The organism is Varibaculum prostatecancerukia (assembly GCF_943169825.2).
Lineage (GTDB): Bacteria > Actinomycetota > Actinomycetes > Actinomycetales > Actinomycetaceae > Varibaculum > Varibaculum prostatecancerukia.
The window spans coordinates 828,215-845,486 of the sequence record NZ_OW968402.1 but is presented as its reverse complement, the minus strand read 5'-3'; the positions used below and the strand labels follow the sequence as shown (position 1 = coordinate 845,486).

16 protein-coding genes are annotated in these 17,272 nt (G+C 53.6%); 5 read left to right on the top strand and 11 right to left on the bottom strand.

The features are described from left to right. Positions 1 to 2 precede the first annotated feature (2 nt). From KO216_RS03590 to KO216_RS03580, 3 genes are all read right to left on the bottom strand, one after another. Positions 3 to 392, bottom strand: a complete 390-nt coding sequence (locus tag KO216_RS03590) for a hypothetical protein (RefSeq protein WP_215522948.1) — start codon at positions 390 to 392, stop codon at positions 3 to 5. A gap of 93 nt (positions 393 to 485) precedes the next feature. Beyond that, on the bottom strand, positions 486 to 713 hold the full coding sequence (locus KO216_RS03585) for a HypC/HybG/HupF family hydrogenase formation chaperone (RefSeq protein ID WP_215522947.1): 228 nt from the start codon (positions 711 to 713) through the stop codon (positions 486 to 488). 63 nt (positions 714 to 776) lie between these two features. After that, entirely contained in the window at positions 777 to 2,030 is a 1,254-nt protein-coding gene (locus KO216_RS03580) for a nickel-dependent hydrogenase large subunit (protein WP_215522946.1), read from the bottom strand. Positions 2,031 to 2,054: 24 nt separating this feature from the next. On the opposite strand from KO216_RS03580, the gene KO216_RS03575 reads away from it, so the two are divergent. After that, on the top strand, positions 2,055 to 2,411 hold the full coding sequence (locus tag KO216_RS03575; protein WP_215522945.1) for a hydrogenase maturation nickel metallochaperone HypA/HybF: 357 nt from the start codon (positions 2,055 to 2,057) through the stop codon (positions 2,409 to 2,411). Positions 2,412 to 2,477: 66 nt separating this feature from the next. On the opposite strand, the gene KO216_RS03570 is transcribed toward KO216_RS03575, so the two are convergent. The 6 genes from KO216_RS03570 to KO216_RS03545 all read right to left on the bottom strand — a co-directional run bounded on the left by KO216_RS03570 (position 2,478) and on the right by KO216_RS03545 (position 8,711). Continuing rightward, positions 2,478 to 3,101, bottom strand: coding sequence for a hydrogenase maturation protease (locus tag KO216_RS03570; RefSeq protein ID WP_251451806.1), 624 nt, complete (start codon positions 3,099 to 3,101; stop codon positions 2,478 to 2,480). 32 nt (positions 3,102 to 3,133) lie between these two features. Continuing rightward, positions 3,134 to 4,465, bottom strand: a complete 1,332-nt coding sequence (gene cybH, locus KO216_RS03565) for a Ni/Fe-hydrogenase, b-type cytochrome subunit (protein WP_215522943.1) — start codon at positions 4,463 to 4,465, stop codon at positions 3,134 to 3,136. Beyond that, a complete protein-coding gene (locus KO216_RS03560) occupies positions 4,462 to 6,204 on the bottom strand; it encodes a nickel-dependent hydrogenase large subunit (RefSeq protein WP_215522942.1) in 1,743 nt (580 codons plus the stop codon). Before KO216_RS03560 ends, cybH begins: the two co-directional genes overlap by 4 nt. Continuing rightward, a complete protein-coding gene (locus tag KO216_RS03555) occupies positions 6,204 to 7,442 on the bottom strand; it encodes a hydrogenase small subunit (RefSeq protein ID WP_251451803.1) in 1,239 nt (412 codons plus the stop codon). Before KO216_RS03555 ends, KO216_RS03560 begins: the two co-directional genes overlap by 1 nt. 128 nt (positions 7,443 to 7,570) lie before the next feature. After that, a complete protein-coding gene (gene hypB / locus KO216_RS03550) occupies positions 7,571 to 8,359 on the bottom strand; it encodes a hydrogenase nickel incorporation protein HypB (protein ID WP_215522941.1) in 789 nt (262 codons plus the stop codon). A gap of 1 nt (position 8,360) precedes the next feature. Then, positions 8,361 to 8,711, bottom strand: coding sequence for a hydrogenase maturation nickel metallochaperone HypA (locus tag KO216_RS03545; RefSeq protein ID WP_215522940.1), 351 nt, complete (start codon positions 8,709 to 8,711; stop codon positions 8,361 to 8,363). Positions 8,712 to 8,834: 123 nt separating this feature from the next. Here KO216_RS03545 and hypF point away from each other — a divergent pair, with 123 nt between their 5' ends. Beyond that, positions 8,835 to 11,129 carry a carbamoyltransferase HypF gene (gene hypF / locus KO216_RS03540; RefSeq protein ID WP_215522939.1) on the top strand — a complete coding sequence of 765 codons (2,295 nt, stop codon included), beginning with the start codon at positions 8,835 to 8,837 and terminating at the stop codon, positions 11,127 to 11,129. Between the two features lie 52 nt (positions 11,130 to 11,181). Here hypF and hypE read toward each other — a convergent pair whose 3' ends face one another. Continuing rightward, positions 11,182 to 12,378, bottom strand: a complete 1,197-nt coding sequence (gene hypE, locus KO216_RS03535) for a hydrogenase expression/formation protein HypE (RefSeq protein WP_309547339.1) — start codon at positions 12,376 to 12,378, stop codon at positions 11,182 to 11,184. 41 nt (positions 12,379 to 12,419) lie between these two features. Between hypE and KO216_RS03530 the strand changes: the two genes are divergently transcribed. The 3 genes from KO216_RS03530 to KO216_RS03520 all read left to right on the top strand — a co-directional run bounded on the left by KO216_RS03530 (position 12,420) and on the right by KO216_RS03520 (position 16,063). Then, complete coding sequence (locus KO216_RS03530) at positions 12,420 to 12,686, top strand: HypC/HybG/HupF family hydrogenase formation chaperone (protein WP_215522938.1); 267 nt, start codon at positions 12,420 to 12,422, stop codon at positions 12,684 to 12,686. Between the two features lie 48 nt (positions 12,687 to 12,734). After that, a complete protein-coding gene (gene hypD / locus KO216_RS03525) occupies positions 12,735 to 13,883 on the top strand; it encodes a hydrogenase formation protein HypD (protein WP_215522937.1) in 1,149 nt (382 codons plus the stop codon). 587 nt (positions 13,884 to 14,470) lie between these two features. Next, positions 14,471 to 16,063 carry a hypothetical protein gene (locus KO216_RS03520; RefSeq protein WP_309547338.1) on the top strand — a complete coding sequence of 531 codons (1,593 nt, stop codon included), beginning with the start codon at positions 14,471 to 14,473 and terminating at the stop codon, positions 16,061 to 16,063. Between the two features lie 268 nt (positions 16,064 to 16,331). Here the strand turns inward: KO216_RS03520 and miaA are convergent, their stop codons facing one another. Further along, positions 16,332 to 17,270, bottom strand: coding sequence for a tRNA (adenosine(37)-N6)-dimethylallyltransferase MiaA (gene miaA / locus KO216_RS03515; RefSeq protein ID WP_215522935.1), 939 nt, complete (start codon positions 17,268 to 17,270; stop codon positions 16,332 to 16,334). Positions 17,271 to 17,272: the final 2 nt, after the last annotated feature.

The following is a 17,272-nucleotide window of genomic DNA, read 5'->3' as shown; positions in this document are numbered from 1 at the left end:
CTTTAGGCCTCGATCTTTTCAGGGGCGGGACTGGTGCGACGTTCGTTGGCGCGGATCAGGGCTACTCCTACACCCCAAACCACAGTCACTATCACTGCCATTCCTACACCGGTGGTTCCCATTTCAAATAGCATCTGCTGGGTGGTTGAACGCTCAGTCAAAGCTGTTAGGAACGGGAAATAGGGAACCACTTCGCCATGCCATAAGTGCTCAAAAGCCAGCAACAAGGCTCCGCCCCATAGCAGGTTGGTTAGCCAGGTCAGCTTGCGAACTAGGTTCAGCGAGCGCTGGGTGCTCTCGGGAGAGGCACCATTCTTTGCTTTCCTCGCAATTTGCTTCTTAGCCGCCGTTACAACAATTGCTTCCGTGGTGGGAACTATAAAACACGCCATGATAACTCCTTTGAATAGGCTGCGTATTCAATTATTCAATTTAATACCATATTGAAAGGATTGCCACTTGTTACAGTTTTTCTCTGGCTGCAGTTAGGAAATCATCCCTAAATCCCGCCAAGTGTCCAGCGACTCCTCAGCCTCTTCGGCAGTTAAAAGGTTCATAGCGAAACCGTTTTGAATCAGCACATAGTCACCCACACGCGCCTCAGGAAGATAAGCCATACAAGCATCTTGCACTTGTCCCGCCACATCAATGCGCCCCATGGGCATTACCCCCGGCTCAATCGATAAGATCTTGCACGGTACTCCCACGCACATGTCTTACATCCTTTCTTGCGGAAAATAGGATCGTCCTCTAACCCCAGGATATCCCCGCTGCCTTTAGAGATTATCAACTTTTAGCCCCATTTGACCGGCCGGGGCGGAGCTAATTGGCAGGCAAGGGTCGGCCTCCCGAATCGATTGTTCCAGGGCAGCTGCCCTACCTGCGTCCTGCAGGCTGACTGCTTGAGTAAGTAGCTCGGCCAGCCAGGGCTCATTTTGGGCGGTTGGGGTAAGAATCGTAGCCGCGCTAATCATTCCCTGGGGATCAGTGGAGTAGGTGTGGGCAAGAATCCCCCGCGGACCATCCACCAGCCCGGTGGCAGACCCGGGTTGAAAACGTATCTGCCCCACTTGCGGACAGGGTTCGAGGCTTGCGGATTCCAGGATCTGCAATAATTGGTCTACAACTTCCCCGGTTCTTTCCAGCACGTGCAAGGTAATGATTGCGCGCGCACTAGCGGCATCTCGACTGCCCGTTAACCAGCGTTCTTGGGCAGCGCCTGCCAGGTCACTGGGCAAAGTTCCCACCGAAAGCTGGGCTACCGGCCCCACCCGGTAACGCCCATCGCTAGGATCACTTCCGCGTAGATAAGGATGCGGAGCAGCCTCACCCGGATTTTCTTCCGCCACCTGCTCGTTCCACTGCGAGAACTCAAACTCGTTTACAGTTGTTCCCTGGCGCGCAACCCTCACCCGAGTTCCGAAAACATCTGGATTCCCGTCCTCATCAATTAAAGCTAGCTCTGCCCCGGTGAATTCTCCGAATCCACTAGGCTGCGCTTGGTTTTTAAATCCCTGGTCACAGAGTTTTTGCGCCACTTGCAGGGCAGCGGGTAACTCTTCCTTCACAATTTTTAAGTTTTCTACTTCCGGCCAATGACTCACTCCACCGGGGACAGCGGTCACTGGAAAATGCCCCGGAGATCCCGCAGCTACCAGCATTTTTTTGGAGATTTTCTTTAAAACCACTCCACTATCTCGCTCTTGTAGCAAGAACCGTAGCGAATGGGTTTCCACTACAGATCCGTAATGCAAAAGCCGGCGGGTGAGCTCAGCCGCCACGGATACCGGAGCGTTATTACTCAGCACGTCTAAGGCGCGGTTTCCCGCCAGGTGATGCGCTACCGGGCAGATCCCGCACAAATGCTCGGTCATTTTCAAGGCTTCCCGGGCGGATTTTCCTCGTAACATTCCGTCAACTCGCGGAAGTCCCTGCAGATCAAAGCGAGCATGTTCCTGGCCTGCGGAATCATGGGATACCACTACCCGCCCTTCCATAGGATCGATGATTTCATCAAGGTTGATTTTCATGGCTCTCCTGGGAAAAATGAGTATATGCATGAACTCGGGCTATTAACTTCGGTAGTGGCAGCGGTAGAAAAAGCAGCCGCTGACGCTAACTATCAGGTTACCCGAGTTGAAAAAGTGGCGCTAAATGTAGGCACCATGTCGGGCGCTATCCCCGAGGCTCTCTACGGTTCTTGGCCAATCGCCCGGGCAGGCACCATTTGTGACTCTGCCGAACTCGAGGTCAATACCATTACCGCCAGCGTCTATTGCCCAGGCTGTGGTGAGGACGTAGAAATCGACGAGTTCTTTGCGCTGCTGTGCCCTAAATGCGGAATGCCCACCGGCAGCCTTAGTCATGGGCGCGAGTTCGAAATCTCCTGGGTGGAGTGGGATAAAGATTAACTAGGGAGCGCCCGCGGTCTTCACCGCGGCTGGCTAGAACCGCAAAGTATTTCGAAACCGCTGCAGCTATTTAAGCCAAGAATCTAGGACTTCGGCTGCCAAATCGGTCGCCGCTTTAATTCCCGAGGCGGCTGTGGGGGTCAGCCCCAAATTTAAATCTACTTTTTCGCTAACTACTCCCACGACCTCCAAAACAGTAGGCTCTTTCCCGGTCAGGCGCGCGGAACTTAAAACATCCAGCAACCCCACCTGGTGGGGCGACATCTTCATCGAAAGCAGCCGTGGCACATGATCCCCGCTCATACGGAGGGCTTGTCCGGGCTCACGCCCATTGCCCGGGGCTACCGAATCCAGGATTAACAGCCGCTCGGCTTCTTGGACTACCGGAACCAGCTCCATACCGTTTGTCCCGCCTTCCAGCAGTGCCAGTTCTCCCCTGGCTATGGCTGCTTGCCAGACGGGACGCTGAGGCAAAAGCTGTTGCAGCTGCGCCAGGATTTCAAGTCCGATACCATCGTCGCCCATAATCGGGTTACCGACTGCCAGGACTGTGAAACGGCTGCCCGCCCAACCACTACCATCTACCGCAGATAGATCAGGTAATGCCCTATTGCCGTCCGAATCGATGGCACTTTTCGCAAAACCCGCTACGTTATCGGGATCAATGCTTGCGACAGGGGTTGCAGGCAATTTTTCACCTGGGGTCATTGAAGCCTTTCAAATTATAGTTCGGGGGCGTCAATCGGCTTTGAAGTGCGACGCATCCATACGCCTCCAGAAATCATCGCCGAAATACCTCCGTGGCGTTCCAGAGAATCTGCACGGAATGCCAAATAGATGTGGGCAATCACGAAACCCCAGAACAGGAACATAATCATCGCGTGAACTAGCCGCATAAAGGGGATACCGAACCAGTCATTGGGAGCTGCCATAATCGCCCAGAAGAGGCTGCTGTTCTTATGCGGCAGGGCGTAAAGCGCCATTCCGATCCCCATTTGGAAAGCACCCATAACATAAACCGAAGTGTAGGTCAGTTGCTGTAAGGGGTTATGCGCCACATAAAGAGGGCTTTCTTTCCTTAGGAACAGGTAGAATCCCAAAGTCTCCTTTAGATAAGTCCAGTCTTCTTTCTTCTTAAATGGCCAGAAAGTTTCCCAGCGTAGGTAACGGTCTTTAGATACAAAGGCAATCACCACCCGCACAGCTCCGATAGCTATCCAGGTGAAACCGGCTGTGAAGTGGATAAAACGCATTATCCCCATCAGGTAGCCGATGTCGATACCGCGGAAAAAAGTATCCCCGAAGAACGGATCCATAATGTAGTATCCGGTGACTGACAAGGTTACAATCAGCAATACATTCAGCCAGTGCAAGAAACGCAGACTGCCTGACCAAACACTAAGGCGAACCCAGTCTTCAGTGGTGGGAGTGAGGTCATCGCCTTGCAAACCGGTACCCACCGGACGTACATTGACAAATCCCTCCATCTGGAAGGGGCTAACCTTGCCGTTTTCATCGACAGTGGCGGTAGCTACCCCTAAGCAGCGGTAACCGCGCGAACCCGCCATCTGTGCGTTCTTCCGCAGAAGGGTACGCAGCGCCCGCTCTGGTTTGGCCACGTTCATGACCGATTCCAAGTCACCCCGCGCAATCAGAGTGTTTTTGGACTCGCCCATCTTGGTGCGCTTCATATCGTTAATCCGCGCCAGAGAATAACGCCGCTCTTTAGCGGGATCGAAGTTCTCTGCCGGAATATCAGCATTGGGAGCGCCGTGTTTAAATCGATAGCGAAGAGAATCTTTTAGGGCGACATCTACCGGATCAGTGCTACCTGCCGGGGAAACCGCTGCCATTAGTAAAAGGCGTCGCATCGAGATATCGGAGCAGCTAAAACCGCCCCCTACCTCGATCCCTCGCGTTTTATGGCTGCCGTCTCCAAAGAACTCGATTCCATGATCCTTTGTGGCCGTGGCAGCTGCAGCTGCCTGTGCCCCAGCCGGGTCAGTTTCAGCTGTTAGGGTCGCCTTCGAGGAGGGAGTGTCGGGGGTACTCATGAGGTCACCGCCTCGCCCAGGAGATTTCCGTCAGGATCTAGAATATGAACCCCGCAGGACATGCAGGGATCATAGGAGTGGATGGTTCGCATCGGCTCTAGCGGAGCCTTGGGATTGACCAGCGGATGGGTTCCGGTTCCCATCAGTGACTGTTCGTAGGGACCGGGAACGCCTTTAGCGTCGCGTCCTCCCGCCAACCAGGTGGTGGGTACCACTGCTTGATAGCGATCCACCTTCCCGTTCTTAATGGTTACCCAGTGCGATAGATTACCCCGCGCAACCTCTACAAACGAGTACCCTTGGCCGGTTTCTGGCCAGCTGGAGGGTTCCCACTTGCTGGCGTCGAAAACGTCAATATTACCTTGCTTGATGTTATTCACCAAAGCGTTGTAATCCTCTCGCAACAAGTCAGCGGAAACCCGGGCTTCCGCTGCGCGCGCAAAAGTGCGTCCCATCGTGGAGTTAATTTGATCGGGGGTAATTCCCAGGGTTTCAATAGCCCCGTCAACCAGTTTCTTAACCGGTTCATACCCTTGGGCATAAGCCACAACCATCCGCGCTACCGGACCAACCTGCATTGGTTTCCCGTCATAACGAGGAGCCTTAGACCAGGTGTATTTATCGTGATCGGCTAGCCATTCAAAAGGCGGCTGGGGGCCGGTATATTTTACTGTGGTTTCGCCCTTGTCAGGAGTTAGCCCCTTCTTGTCGCCCACCGAGTATTCATACCAGGCGGAGGTGACGAACTCTTCAATCTTGTGCGGATCGAAGGGCAAAGCCTTGCTCAAATCCCCATTGACTACTACCCCCGGTTTGATAGCCATATGCGGAGATTTCAGTCGGGAATCATTGGGATCGCCACTGAAGGTGGCTCCCGCCAATCCTACTGCCAAGTAGTTCGGGTGAGTGGCGCCAATATCGAAATAGTCTTTATAGACGCCTGCCAGGGCAATCACATCGGGGTAATAGCAGTCATTGACGAACTCGATAATTTCATCAATCCACGCCTTCACCTGGTCGAGCTGTACCTGGTTGATAGATTCCGAAGAATTCGGATCAATCGAACATGCCATCCCGCCTACCAGGAAGTTCGGGTGCGGGTTCTTGCCCCCGAAGACGGTGTTGATACGAATCATCGAGCGTTGGAATTCTAAGGCATCCAGATAGTGCGCCACGCACATCAAATCAGCTTCAGGAGGAAGACGGTAATCAGGATGATCCCAATACCCGCCGGTAAACACCGACAGCTGTCCGGAATCAAGCACCTGTTGAATAGTGTCCCGCACTTCGGTGAAGCGCTTTAGGTTATTGCCCCGCCATTTGGAACCTATGGAGTGTGCAAACTCCATAGCTTTGGCGGGATCTGCCTTAGCCGCGTTCGGAACATTCACGAAGTCCAAAGCGTGCAAGTGATAGAAGTGAATCACGTGGTCTTGGATTTCTTGTGACCCCAAAACTAAACCGCGGATTAAACGTGCGTTTTCGGGGGGATTGGAACCAATCGCGTTCTCGACTGCGGTAATCGAAGCAATCGCGTGAACCGAAGTACACACCCCGCAAATACGCTGGACAAATGCCCACACATCCCGGGGGTCGCGATGCTGGACAATAGTTTCAATTCCTCGAAACTGGGTGCTAACGCTCCAGGCTTTCTTAATCTGGTTCCCAGCGGTTTCCATCTCGATGCGCAGGTGACCCTCAATACGAGTCAACGGGTCGATAACTACTTTTTCAGCCATTATTTAGCCTCACTGTTCTTCTCGGTGGTTGCCTCGGGTGTTTGCGCCATAGGTTCTTCGCTGGATGGAGATGGTTCGGTATCGATAGCAGTGGCGTCACCAAACGCCGACATCGGCGAATTCTTGGTTGCTTTCCGGTCAGCTGCGGCTCTAGCAGCGGTTATCCCCGCATGCACGGCAACGCCGGCAGCAACTGCCCCGGTAAGCCCCAGACCCACCTTTTCAGCGGTTGCCTCTACCCCAAAGCCCGGTACTGTGGGCAGCTTCTGATAGAAGGGGGTGAAGCGATCATAAAAGTCGCGTTCAGTACAACCAATACAGGGGTGACCGGCACCGATCGGCCAGCCAGACTTCAGGTTCCACTGCACTATCGGGCAAGGACTGAAAGTGGAAGGCCCTTTACATCCCACATCGTATAGACACCAGCCTTCACGAGCTCCGGCATCGTCGAAGGTACGCACGTACTGGCCGGCATCGAAGTGCGGCCGGCGCGGGCAGGAGTCGTGAATACGCTGGCCATAGGCGAATAGGGGGCGTCCTTCCGAATCAAGCTCGGGAGCTTTACCGTGAGTCAAAATATAGGTTAAGGAGGCGGTGATTACTTCCCCAATTGGGGGGCAACCAGAAACGTTAATAACCTGTTTGTCTTTGATGATTTCATCCACGCCGACGGCGCCGGTGGGGTTAGGTTTGGCCGCTTGCACGGAACCAAAGACTGCACATGCCCCGACTGCCAAAATCATAGTGGCGTTTTCCGCTGATTCCCGTAGCACCTGTTCGGCAGATTTACCACCGATAGTGCAGTAAATACCGCCATCTTTAACTGGAATAGAGCCATTGACCACCAAGATATGTTCTTTGGCGTTAGTGTCGGCCAGCGCCTTTTCAGCGGCCTCACCCGCAGCCGCCATTACCAACTCGTTGTAGTTCACCGAAAGTAGGTTCAGCACCACTTCTTCCACAGTGGTTCCCCCACTACGCAAAGCGGATTCCATACAGCCGGTACATTCTTGGAGCTGCAACCACACCACATTCGGTTTAGTAATCGCGCCCATTTTGTCAGCCAGTTCCTCGGCTGCACGCTGAGCCGGAGCAGCGTGTGCCAACTCCGGGGTGCCTACCGCGAAAATAGCTGCCAGACCAGCACAGTATTTAACAAAATCCCGTCGACTTACCCCGGCACTGGCGAGGTTATCGGCGAGGGTTCCCTCCCGCCACGGTTTTATCTCATAGCTCATTTCCGGTTCCTCACTGATATTGAAGTTAGACCACAACGTCTCTCGGGATTATTGTACTCAGTTACCTTTTTTATATCCGGTTAAGCTGCTGAAACACCTATTTTATTTCGCAAAAAAAAATTTCGTATTTATAGTTGCTTTAACCACTGGATCCAGGGGTCAATTCCTTCCCCGTTTAGCGCCGACATTTCAATCACTTTCACCCCGGGGTTAACCTGCTCTAAGTATCCGCGGAACCTGTCCATATCGAACTTCAGATAGGGCGCTAGATCCATCTTGTTAACCACCACGATTTCCACCGAGCGGAACATCACCGGATATTTGAGGGGCTTATCCTCGCCCTCGGTAATAGAAAACACCATCGCTTTGGCGTTTTCGCCCACATCAAACTCGGCCGGACACACCAAGTTGCCCACGTTCTCAATAATCACTAGGTCAAGCTGGCTTAAATCTAGACCTTCTAAAGTGTGGTGCACCATTGGCGCGTCCAGGTGGCATTCACCTCCGAAACCCTGTCCGGTGTTCAGCAGGGATATCTGGGCACCGTAGCCATTGAGGCGCTCGGCATCTAAAGGAGTTTCAATATCGCCCTCGATAATGCCTACTCGCAGCTGACCTTGCAGTTTCGCCAAAGTGTGCTCTAGCAGAGTGGTTTTCCCAGATCCGGGCGAGCTCATCAGATTAACCACTTTCACGTTATTTTCTGCGAAAGCCTGGCGGTTATGTGCTGCCAAGTGGTCGTTTTCCGCATAGATATCTTCTAGGATTTCAATGCGTTCTTTCTCGGTGTCGTATCCCGAATGATCCCCAATCACTTCCGGATCGGCTATATAGTCACCGTGATCGTGGTGGTGGGCATGATCCCCGTGATCGTGCGCATGAACAGTGCCGTCGTCGTGACGATGAAAACGTCCCATCTTATTGTTTCCTCTCTGGTGTGACCTCTATGGACACTACTCTAAACTCTTCTCCGCTAATGGTCGCTACTTCTCGAGCGTGGCATTGGGAGCAACGGAAATCTAAAACTTCCCCCATTTGGGTTTTTGCTCCGCAATTCTCGCAGACAATTACCGCAGGTATCTCGGTGATATTGAGCCGGGCAGAACCTGACAAAGTGTTTTTACGAACGGCACTCCACGCAAACTGCAAAGCCTCCGGCACCACTTGCCGTAAATGCCCGACCTCTAGCTCTACCTCTAAAACCTCTCGTCCAGCCGCGTGCCGGGAAACAATGCGGGCAAGCTGGCGCGCAAGCGAAACTTCATGCATTGCTTCTCCTTCATTGGTCTGGTGGGAGCCGCCGCGAGGGCGCTACCAACTTTACCTTGTTCCCTCCCTTCCGCTTACCACTAGGCTTAGAATGTTGAGGTTTCACTAATCGGGGAGGTCGGAATGCGGCGAGCCTATCGGCTGCGCGGCGTAGTGCAAGGGGTGGGTTTTCGCCCCCATGTAGCTAAAGTCGCCGCCGCTTTCGCTATCAGCGGTTTCGTGGGTAATGATGATGAATCGGTATTTATCGAAGCTCAAGGCGCCGCCAGCGATATTGAAAACTTTATGACGAAAATGCTGGCGACTTTGCCTCCCCTGGCACGCGTCCTCCATAGTGCCTGCCAAGATATTCCCGAAATAGAGGGCGAAGACGGATTTAGGATTGTCTCCTCGCGGCGGCGCTCCGGCACGCGCACCTTGATTCCTCCCGACACCGCCACCTGTCCAGATTGCCGACAAGAAATGGTAGATCCGAATAATCGGCGCTACCACTATCCTTTTATCACCTGCACGAACTGTGGGCCGCGGGCAACGATTATGCGGGATTTACCCTATGATCGGGACACCACCACTATGGTTAAGTTCCCAATGTGTCCGGCCTGCCAGGCAGAATATACCGATCCGAAAAATCGGCGCTACCATGCGCAACCGGTTAGTTGCTTCGATTGTGGCCCGGTGCTGTGGGTGAGCGATACTAAAAACCCCCAGTTGCGCCCTCCGGCAGGAGATCGCCGTTCCTTGATTTCGGCTGCTTTATCCCAGGCACGCGCGAGTTTGCGGCGGGGAGAAATCCTGGCGGTTAAAGGTATCGGCGGTTTTCATTTAATGTGTGATGCCCGCAATCAGGAGGCGGTCGCCCGGCTACGTAAGCGCAAGAACCGCGGGGATAAACCATTTGCAGTGATGGCTCCCAGTGTTAAAGCTGCTCAAGCGCTAGCACAACTAAATGCTAAACAGGTTACAGAGCTATCTTCCCCGGCGCGTCCCATTGTGATTGCTCCCTTTGGCAAAGGGTACGATTTGGCGCCTGCGGTGGCTCCTGGCTTAGGCGACGTAGGGATTTTATTGCCCTACGCCCCTTTGCACTTAGAACTTTTAAGCGCCGAATGCACCGAGATGGCGTTGGTGGCGACTTCCGGGAATCTGGCGGGCGAACCACTGTGTTTTACGAACGAGGACGCATTCGAACGGCTATCACGGATAGCGGACGCTTTCGTGTTCCATGATCGCGATATTCACCTGCCGATGGAGGACTCGGTTTTCTTAGCAAGCGCGCAGGTAATGATCCCTTCGCGGCGTTCGCGCGGTTATGCACCGTTGCCGGTGGCATTGCCTCATGCAGCCACGACACCGATCTTGGCGGTAGGCGGAGAACTGAAGAATACATTTTGCCTTGCCAGTGGAAACTGGGCGCATATTTCAGGGCATATAGGCGATATGGGAACCCTCGCCAGCCAGGAGGCTTTGGATCGGGCGGTAGCGCAGATGCTGAATTTTCAGCACCAACAACCAAAAAAAGTGGTTTGTGACCTGCACCCGTCTTATTCCACCGTCAGTTGGGCTTCGCGTTTTGCCGACCAGCACGGCATTGAATTAGTGCAGGTACAGCACCACGTGGCGCACGCCTATAGTCTGCTGGCAGAACATTCCCGCCGGGATCCGGCGGTAATAGTAGCCGTGGATGGCACCGGGTATGGCACGGATAGCACTATTTGGGGCGGAGAAATCCTAGAGATTGCAGGTTCAGATTGGCATCGCCGCGCTCACCTCCCCTCCTTTAGCCTGGTGGGAGGAGATCGCGCAGTGCGTTACCCCTGGCGGGTAGCTTTGGGGATTGCACACGATTGGAATCTGGATTGGATTACCCAGAAAATAAGCGCTGAAATTGGGGATCGGCAGGGAAAGAACGCCGAGTTAGAGCTAGTAAAAAGTCAGTTAAACAGCGGCTTTGGCGTAGTGGCGACCACCAGTTGCGGCAGATTATTTGACGCGGCAGCCGCCATATTAGGAATCTGCACCTCAGTCACCTATGAGGCGCAAGCAGCAATGGAACTAGAGTACGCCGCTACCAGCTGGGCAAACAGGCATATAGGCGCACCGTCTTTGCGCGTTAATAGCTACCGGGAACTTTTTGAAATGCTGGGTGAGGACGATCGGGAAGTAGGCGAACGCGCCTGGCAGTTCCATCTGGGATTGGCGCAGCTCTTGGGCGACCAGGCTAGAGAATCCGCTGACAAAGCAGGCATAAAAACCCTGGGGCTAACCGGTGGAGTTGCCCTCAATCGTTTATTTAGCAGCAATTTTATCTGTATGCTGCACGAAGGCGGCTATGAAGTATTAACTCATAAAGCCGTGCCTCCCAATGATGGCGGCCTCTGCCTAGGGCAGGCGTGGGCAGCAGTTTTGGGCGCTTGCTAAGGGTGATTTTCGCGCCTACGAATTGACCCCTTACTTGCTGACTTCCAACCGGCTAGCAGATTCGCGGAAGCGGATCGCCCACCAACATATCAATCATCCGGGTACCCCCGAAAGCCGTCACCATCACTACCGATGACTCCGGTTTAGAAACTACCCGCCCGATATTAGCGGCTTCTTCCCCGCCGGGCAGTGCTCGCAGCGCTGCCAGTGCGCTATCAACCTGATCGGCAGGAACTACCGCGCAGAACATACCTTCGTTCGCCACATAGATGGGGTCGATGCCCAACATATCGCAGGCACCGCGAGTCATATCGTGTACCGGAATAGATTCGTCCTCGATAGCTATCCCCCACCCGGTAGCCACCGCTAGTTCGTTCAGTACCGTTCCCAGACCGCCGCGTGTAGCATCACGCATCCAGCGGGTATCCGACACCGCCGCCATTAGCGCTTCTACCAGGTGATTAACCGCGCGAGTATCGGATTTAATGGGGGCTTCAATCGCGAGATCACCGCGCGCCATCATCACTGACATGCCGTGATCTGCGATTGCTCCGGAAACAATAATCCGGTCTCCGCGCTGCACCTGTGAGGCACCCAGGCGGCGCTCACCTGGCACTATCCCGACCCCTGCGGTGTTAATGAACAGTTTGTCACCGCTACCTTGAGGAACCACTTTAGTGTCGCCGGTAACGATCCGTACCCCAGCTTTCTCGGCGGCCTCACGCATCGCCTGTACTTCCCGGCGTAATTCCGCGATCGGCAGTCCTTCCTCCAAAATAAAACCGGCGCTAATTACCTTGGGGATAGCGCCCGAGACTGCCAGGTCATTGACGGTACCGTTAACCGCCAGCTCCCCGATAGACCCCCCAGGGAATACCGTAGGGTTCACCACATAGGAATCGGTGGACATTGCCAGTTTGTAGCCGGCGAGATCCTTGAAAGCGTCCTCGCCCTCGCTATCCGCGCCCAGAAGTTCTGCTAGGGGCAGCACCCCGGCATCGGTGAGTTCCTCTAGGACTTCGTTGCCGTAACCGGAAACGAAAACCTGCTCAACTAGGGCAGCAGAGGCCTTCCCGCCCGCGCCGTGCGAGAGCGTCACGTAGTCGTCTTTGAGTTTCATTCCGCGGCTGCGTACCCGCGCAATATTGGAATTTACTTTGAGTTCGTCATCATTTAGGCGGTTTTTAGGATCCACTCTTTGATAATCGCACAAACCGGCGGTGATTTTCATCTTTGATAGCGCTGACAATTGCAAGTAACCTGGAAAGCAATTAGCTCAAGGAGGGTTCTATGTGTTTGGGAGTTCCTGCCGAAATTGTGGCATTCGATGAAAATGAGAGCGGCCGCGCCAAGGTTTCGCTATCCGGGGTTGAACGGATGATTTCCACAGATCTGCTGGCAGACGAGGGTTTGAAAGTTGGTGATTGGGTGCTGGTACATGTGGGATTTGCGATGTCACAGATCGACGCGGAAGAGGCCGCCACCACTTTGGATCAGATCAGAAAACTGGGGCAGTTCGAAAGCGAACTAGAGCAATTTAAGACCACCTCGGTCTAACCAGCTCACCCTACCCAAATCTTTCAACCGCGAAAAGAGACCAAACAAATGAAGTATGTTGACGAATTCCGCGACCCCGAGTTTGCGCGCAAACTGGTAGAACGCATCAATTCGGAGGCCAAACACTTTGAGCGCCCGCTAGCATTTATGGAGATTTGCGGAGGACACACCCACACTATTTACCGGCATGGTCTAGAACATCTTTTACCAGAAAACGTGCAGTTCATTCACGGTCCGGGCTGCCCAGTGTGCGTCATCCCCATGGGACGGGTAGATGACGCGCTGTGGCTAGCTAATCAGCCGGATGTCATTTTGACGACTTTCGGGGACATGATGCGGGTGCCGGGATCTAAAGAATCTCTGCTGCAGGCGAGGGCGCGCGGGCGCGACGTCCGTTTCGTATATTCGCCCTTGGATGCTTTAAAAATTGCGAAAGAAAATCCAGATAAGAAGGTAATTTTCTTTGCGATTGGGTTCGAAACCACTGCCCCCTCCACCGCAGTTACTCTGGTAGCCGCGAAGAAACAACAGGTAAAGAACTTTTCTGTGTTTTCTAATCACGTGAAGATTGAACCGCCGCTGCGCGCGATTGTGGGCGCTGATGAAACCCGGATCGACGGTTTTATTGGTCCCGGGCATGTGGCCACGGTAGTCGGCTCGGATGCTTTCAAGTTCTTGCCAAAGGAATATAACAAACCGGTGGTAGTCACCGGGTTTGAGCCGCTCGATATTTTGCAGTCGGTAGCGATGCTAATTGACCAATATCTGTCGGGAGCAGTAGCACGTGGAGAAGCGCGAGTAGAAAATCAATACTCACGGGTAGTACGTCACGAAGGTAATCTCGCTGCTCTCAGGCTCCTGGATCGGGTATTTTCTACCCGTGACACCTTCGAGTGGCGCGGTCTAGGCTGGATGCCTTACTCCGGGATGGGGATTTCCGAGGAATTTGCCCCCTGGGATGCTGAGCGGCTGTATAACGTGCCGGGAGTGCGGGTTCCCGATCCCCCGGCCTGCGAATGCGGATCAGTACTTACCGGGCGGATTAAGCCTTGGGAATGTAAAGTGTTCGGTACCGCCTGTTCCCCGGAGAAACCCATTGGTACCTGTATGGTTTCCCCCGAGGGCGCATGTGCGGCCTTCTATAACTTCGGCCGCATTGACCGGGAAACTGCCCACGCCATCGTCATCGAAGATTAAACTTCCCTATCACGGGTCTGGCTGAACACGCGGGGGCAAGATTTTTCCTCCTGCAAATACTGCTACGCATCCAATCGGGTCTGGATCAACACACGGGGGCGAGATTTTTCCTCCTCTGAAGCAAGCTGTACCGTTAGTCAGTCATACGCGGAAAAGCACTAAACATGCGGGGGATAGTTTTTTCCTCCTGCCCAAAATCCCTATTTGCCTGTGGCAAATAGGGATTTACGCCCGCCTAACCTATCGGATAAAAACTATCCCCCGCATGAAGAGGCTTCGGTACGAGAATGCCTCCTAAACGAGGGGGCGAGATTTTATCCGAGCAGGCGCGGTGGGCATAAGAATTCGGGAAACGTCGCTACGTTTTCCGAATTCTTGGGCGGGAGGAAAAATCTCGCCCCCTCGTACGACTAATTCATTCTGCGGGTTGGCGGGGTTTTGTCTGAATTTTCATTCTGGCAGTTTTAAATTTCGGTGGGTTTAGGAGGTCTAAACTTTTTTGGTAAAGGGTTTCCCAAAAGAAACGGCTACTGGCGTTGCGGTAGTTTTTATCTCTTTATCAAGGAGTTTTCAGTATGTCCCCGAGTATGTCTCCCCAACCGCCGATGGGTAACAATGGATATAACTACCCAGGTAATCCCGGTGGCTATTCCCCGCAGCCTATGGCCTCGCCTGCCCCTGCTGGGTTTCCTCCCAATGGCGGTTATCCCGGGGGCTACCCGAATCCCACGGGGGAAAACAACTCCGGTGAGAAGAGTCGGAAAAAACTGCTCATTATTTCTTGCATCCTGGCCATCGTGCTGATTTTTAGCTGCATCGGTGGTTTATGGATTTTCAGGAAGCAACAGGCTGAAAACGCTGCCTGGCAAGCCGCCCATCAGTATCAAGCGGTAAAGATTGACGTGACTGGCTCGGACTACACTCCCGAGAAAGCTACTTTCGTACCTATCCGCGTCCAAGGAACAGATTTAGATAAGAAAAAAGTAGATAAACGGATCAAGTTTTACCCCAAGAGAACCAAGGTTAAACTTTTGCGAGGAAGCTACACCCTGAAGGTAGAAGCCTCCCCCATCCAAAACGATGGACGCATCTATAACATCCCGAAAAATGAGTTTCATATCAAGGTAACTCCGCCTGAAAAGAAAGATGCGCCTGCTAGTACCCCAGAAAGTGAGGAAACTAGCGGAGCCCCTGAATCCTCAGATAGTCAGGAACCTAGCGAAGCCCCTGAATCCTCAGATAGTCAGGAAAATAGCGAGGCCACCGATTCCCCAGATACTGAGAATAACTCTGAGGAGTGTACTTCCTGCCCTGCTCCCCAGCTAAATATCCCCCTGGAGCCGATCGAACCGGAAAACGTTACCGACGAGCAGCTTGAGCAGTTAAAGAAGGTTTACGGCGAGTATGGGATGAAAGATGAGGAAATCACCAAGCAAGTCGAAGTGGTAACCGACGCCCGCCAAGCTAAAAAAGACGAGATTGCCATGGCCGAGGCGGAAGAACAAGCCCGCCAGGAGGAAGCCGCTCGCCAAGCCGCCGCCGCGCAAGCAGCTCGAGAAGCCGCCGCCCGCGCCCAGCGCCAGCAGGCTCAAGAACCGCCACCAACCATAGCAGATGGGATGGGAAAACCGGTTATCTATCTGTACCCCACTAAGAAAACCAAGGTGAACGTCAAGATTAAAATCAATCCTGACCTCGGAGCACTCACCACTACCTATCCGAAGTATCCGGCAAAAGGTGGCTGGAACGTCATGGCGAATCCCAACGGTTTATTAAGTGGCTACGGAAACACCTACAACTACCTCTATTGGGAAGGGCTGTCTTATAAGTTCCCCTGGGATTTCTCTCACGGTTTTGTAGTCAAAGGCTCTGACTCAGCCAAGTTCTTAGAAAAGTCGCTACCCAAACTGGGGCTGAACCGGCGTGAAGCTAATGAGTTCATTGTCTATTGGCTACCCAAGATGGAGGCTAATAAGTGGAATCTGATTTCTTTCCAAGGCAAGAACTACACTGACAACGCCAAGTTGCAGGTATCCCCGAAGCCAAAAACCACTATCCGGGTTTATATGGCGTTCAAGGCGCTAGACAAGCCGATCAAGGTTAAGCCGCAAACTCTGAAAGCCCCGAAGCGCACCGGATTCACAGTCATCGAATGGGGTGGAACCGAAGTCAAGAAATAGCTACAGATCTGATCAGGTCTGGCTCGGTAAAAGCGCTCCGGGGACCCCGCGTTCCGCTTGGAGCAAGCGGAACGAGCCCCTCTCGCATCTTTTACCGGCCGCGACCCTTGTCCCCACATGAAGCCGGTTTGGTACGAGAAAGCGTCCTAAACGAGGGGACGAGATTTTATCCGAGTGGGCGCGGTGGGCATAAGAATTCGGAAAACGTCGCCACGTTTTCCGAATTCTTGGGCGGGAGGAAAAATCTCGCCCCCTCGTAATATTGTGGCTAATGCTCGATTTCGAGGAGAGTTAGGGCTTGGTCTAGGTTGGCCGACGTGCCTGCTTCGCCGTCTAGCCAATGGATTCTCGGGTCTTTGCGGAACCATTTACGCTGTTTGCGGGCTAACTGCCGGGTATGTAGCGAGATTTGCTCTGCGGCCTCTTCGCGGGTGATTTTTCCGGCCAGCAAATCCATAACCGCCTGGTAGCCGGTGGCGCGGCAAGCCGTGGGGGTATGGGCCAGTCCCTGTTTTTCTAGCTGCGCAACTTCTTGGATAAATCCGTGTGCCAACATTTGGGCGGTGCGCTGGCTAATGCGCTCATCGAGCACTGCTAGTGGCCAGTTGATTCCCAACTGCAAAGTAGGCTGAAAATATTCCCGCCGCGGCATAGTGGCAGAAAATTTTTTGCCGGTTATCTCATATACTTCCAGCGCGCGGATAACTCGGCGTACATTGCTGGGCAAGATTCTGGCAGCGGACTCCGGATCTACTTCGGCAAGGCGTTGATGCATTTTTTCTGCCCCCAGTTGCACTGCCTGGGCGGTAATCCGTTCCCTGACAGCGCTATCAGTTCCGGGAAACTCGATTTCATCCAAGGCGGCGCGCACATAGAGCCCGCTCCCTCCCACCAGCATCGGCAGGGCTTTCCGCGCGCGAAGTTCGTTAATCACCGGGCGGCAACTGCGCTGATAGGCAGCTACTGAGGCTTTTTCCGCTAGTTCCAGAACATCCAGTAGATGGTGGGGAATCCCTCCGCGCTCCTCTAGAGGAACTTTCGCGGTCCCGATATCCATTCCCCGGTAGAGCTGGAAGGCATCAGCAGAAATAATCTCGCAGGTAATGCCACGCTCTCCTAACGCCCGGGCTAGCTGCAGGGAAAAACCGGATTTTCCACTGGCTGTTAGCCCAACTACCGCAACGAGAGGAAGTTTGGAAGCATCCATTA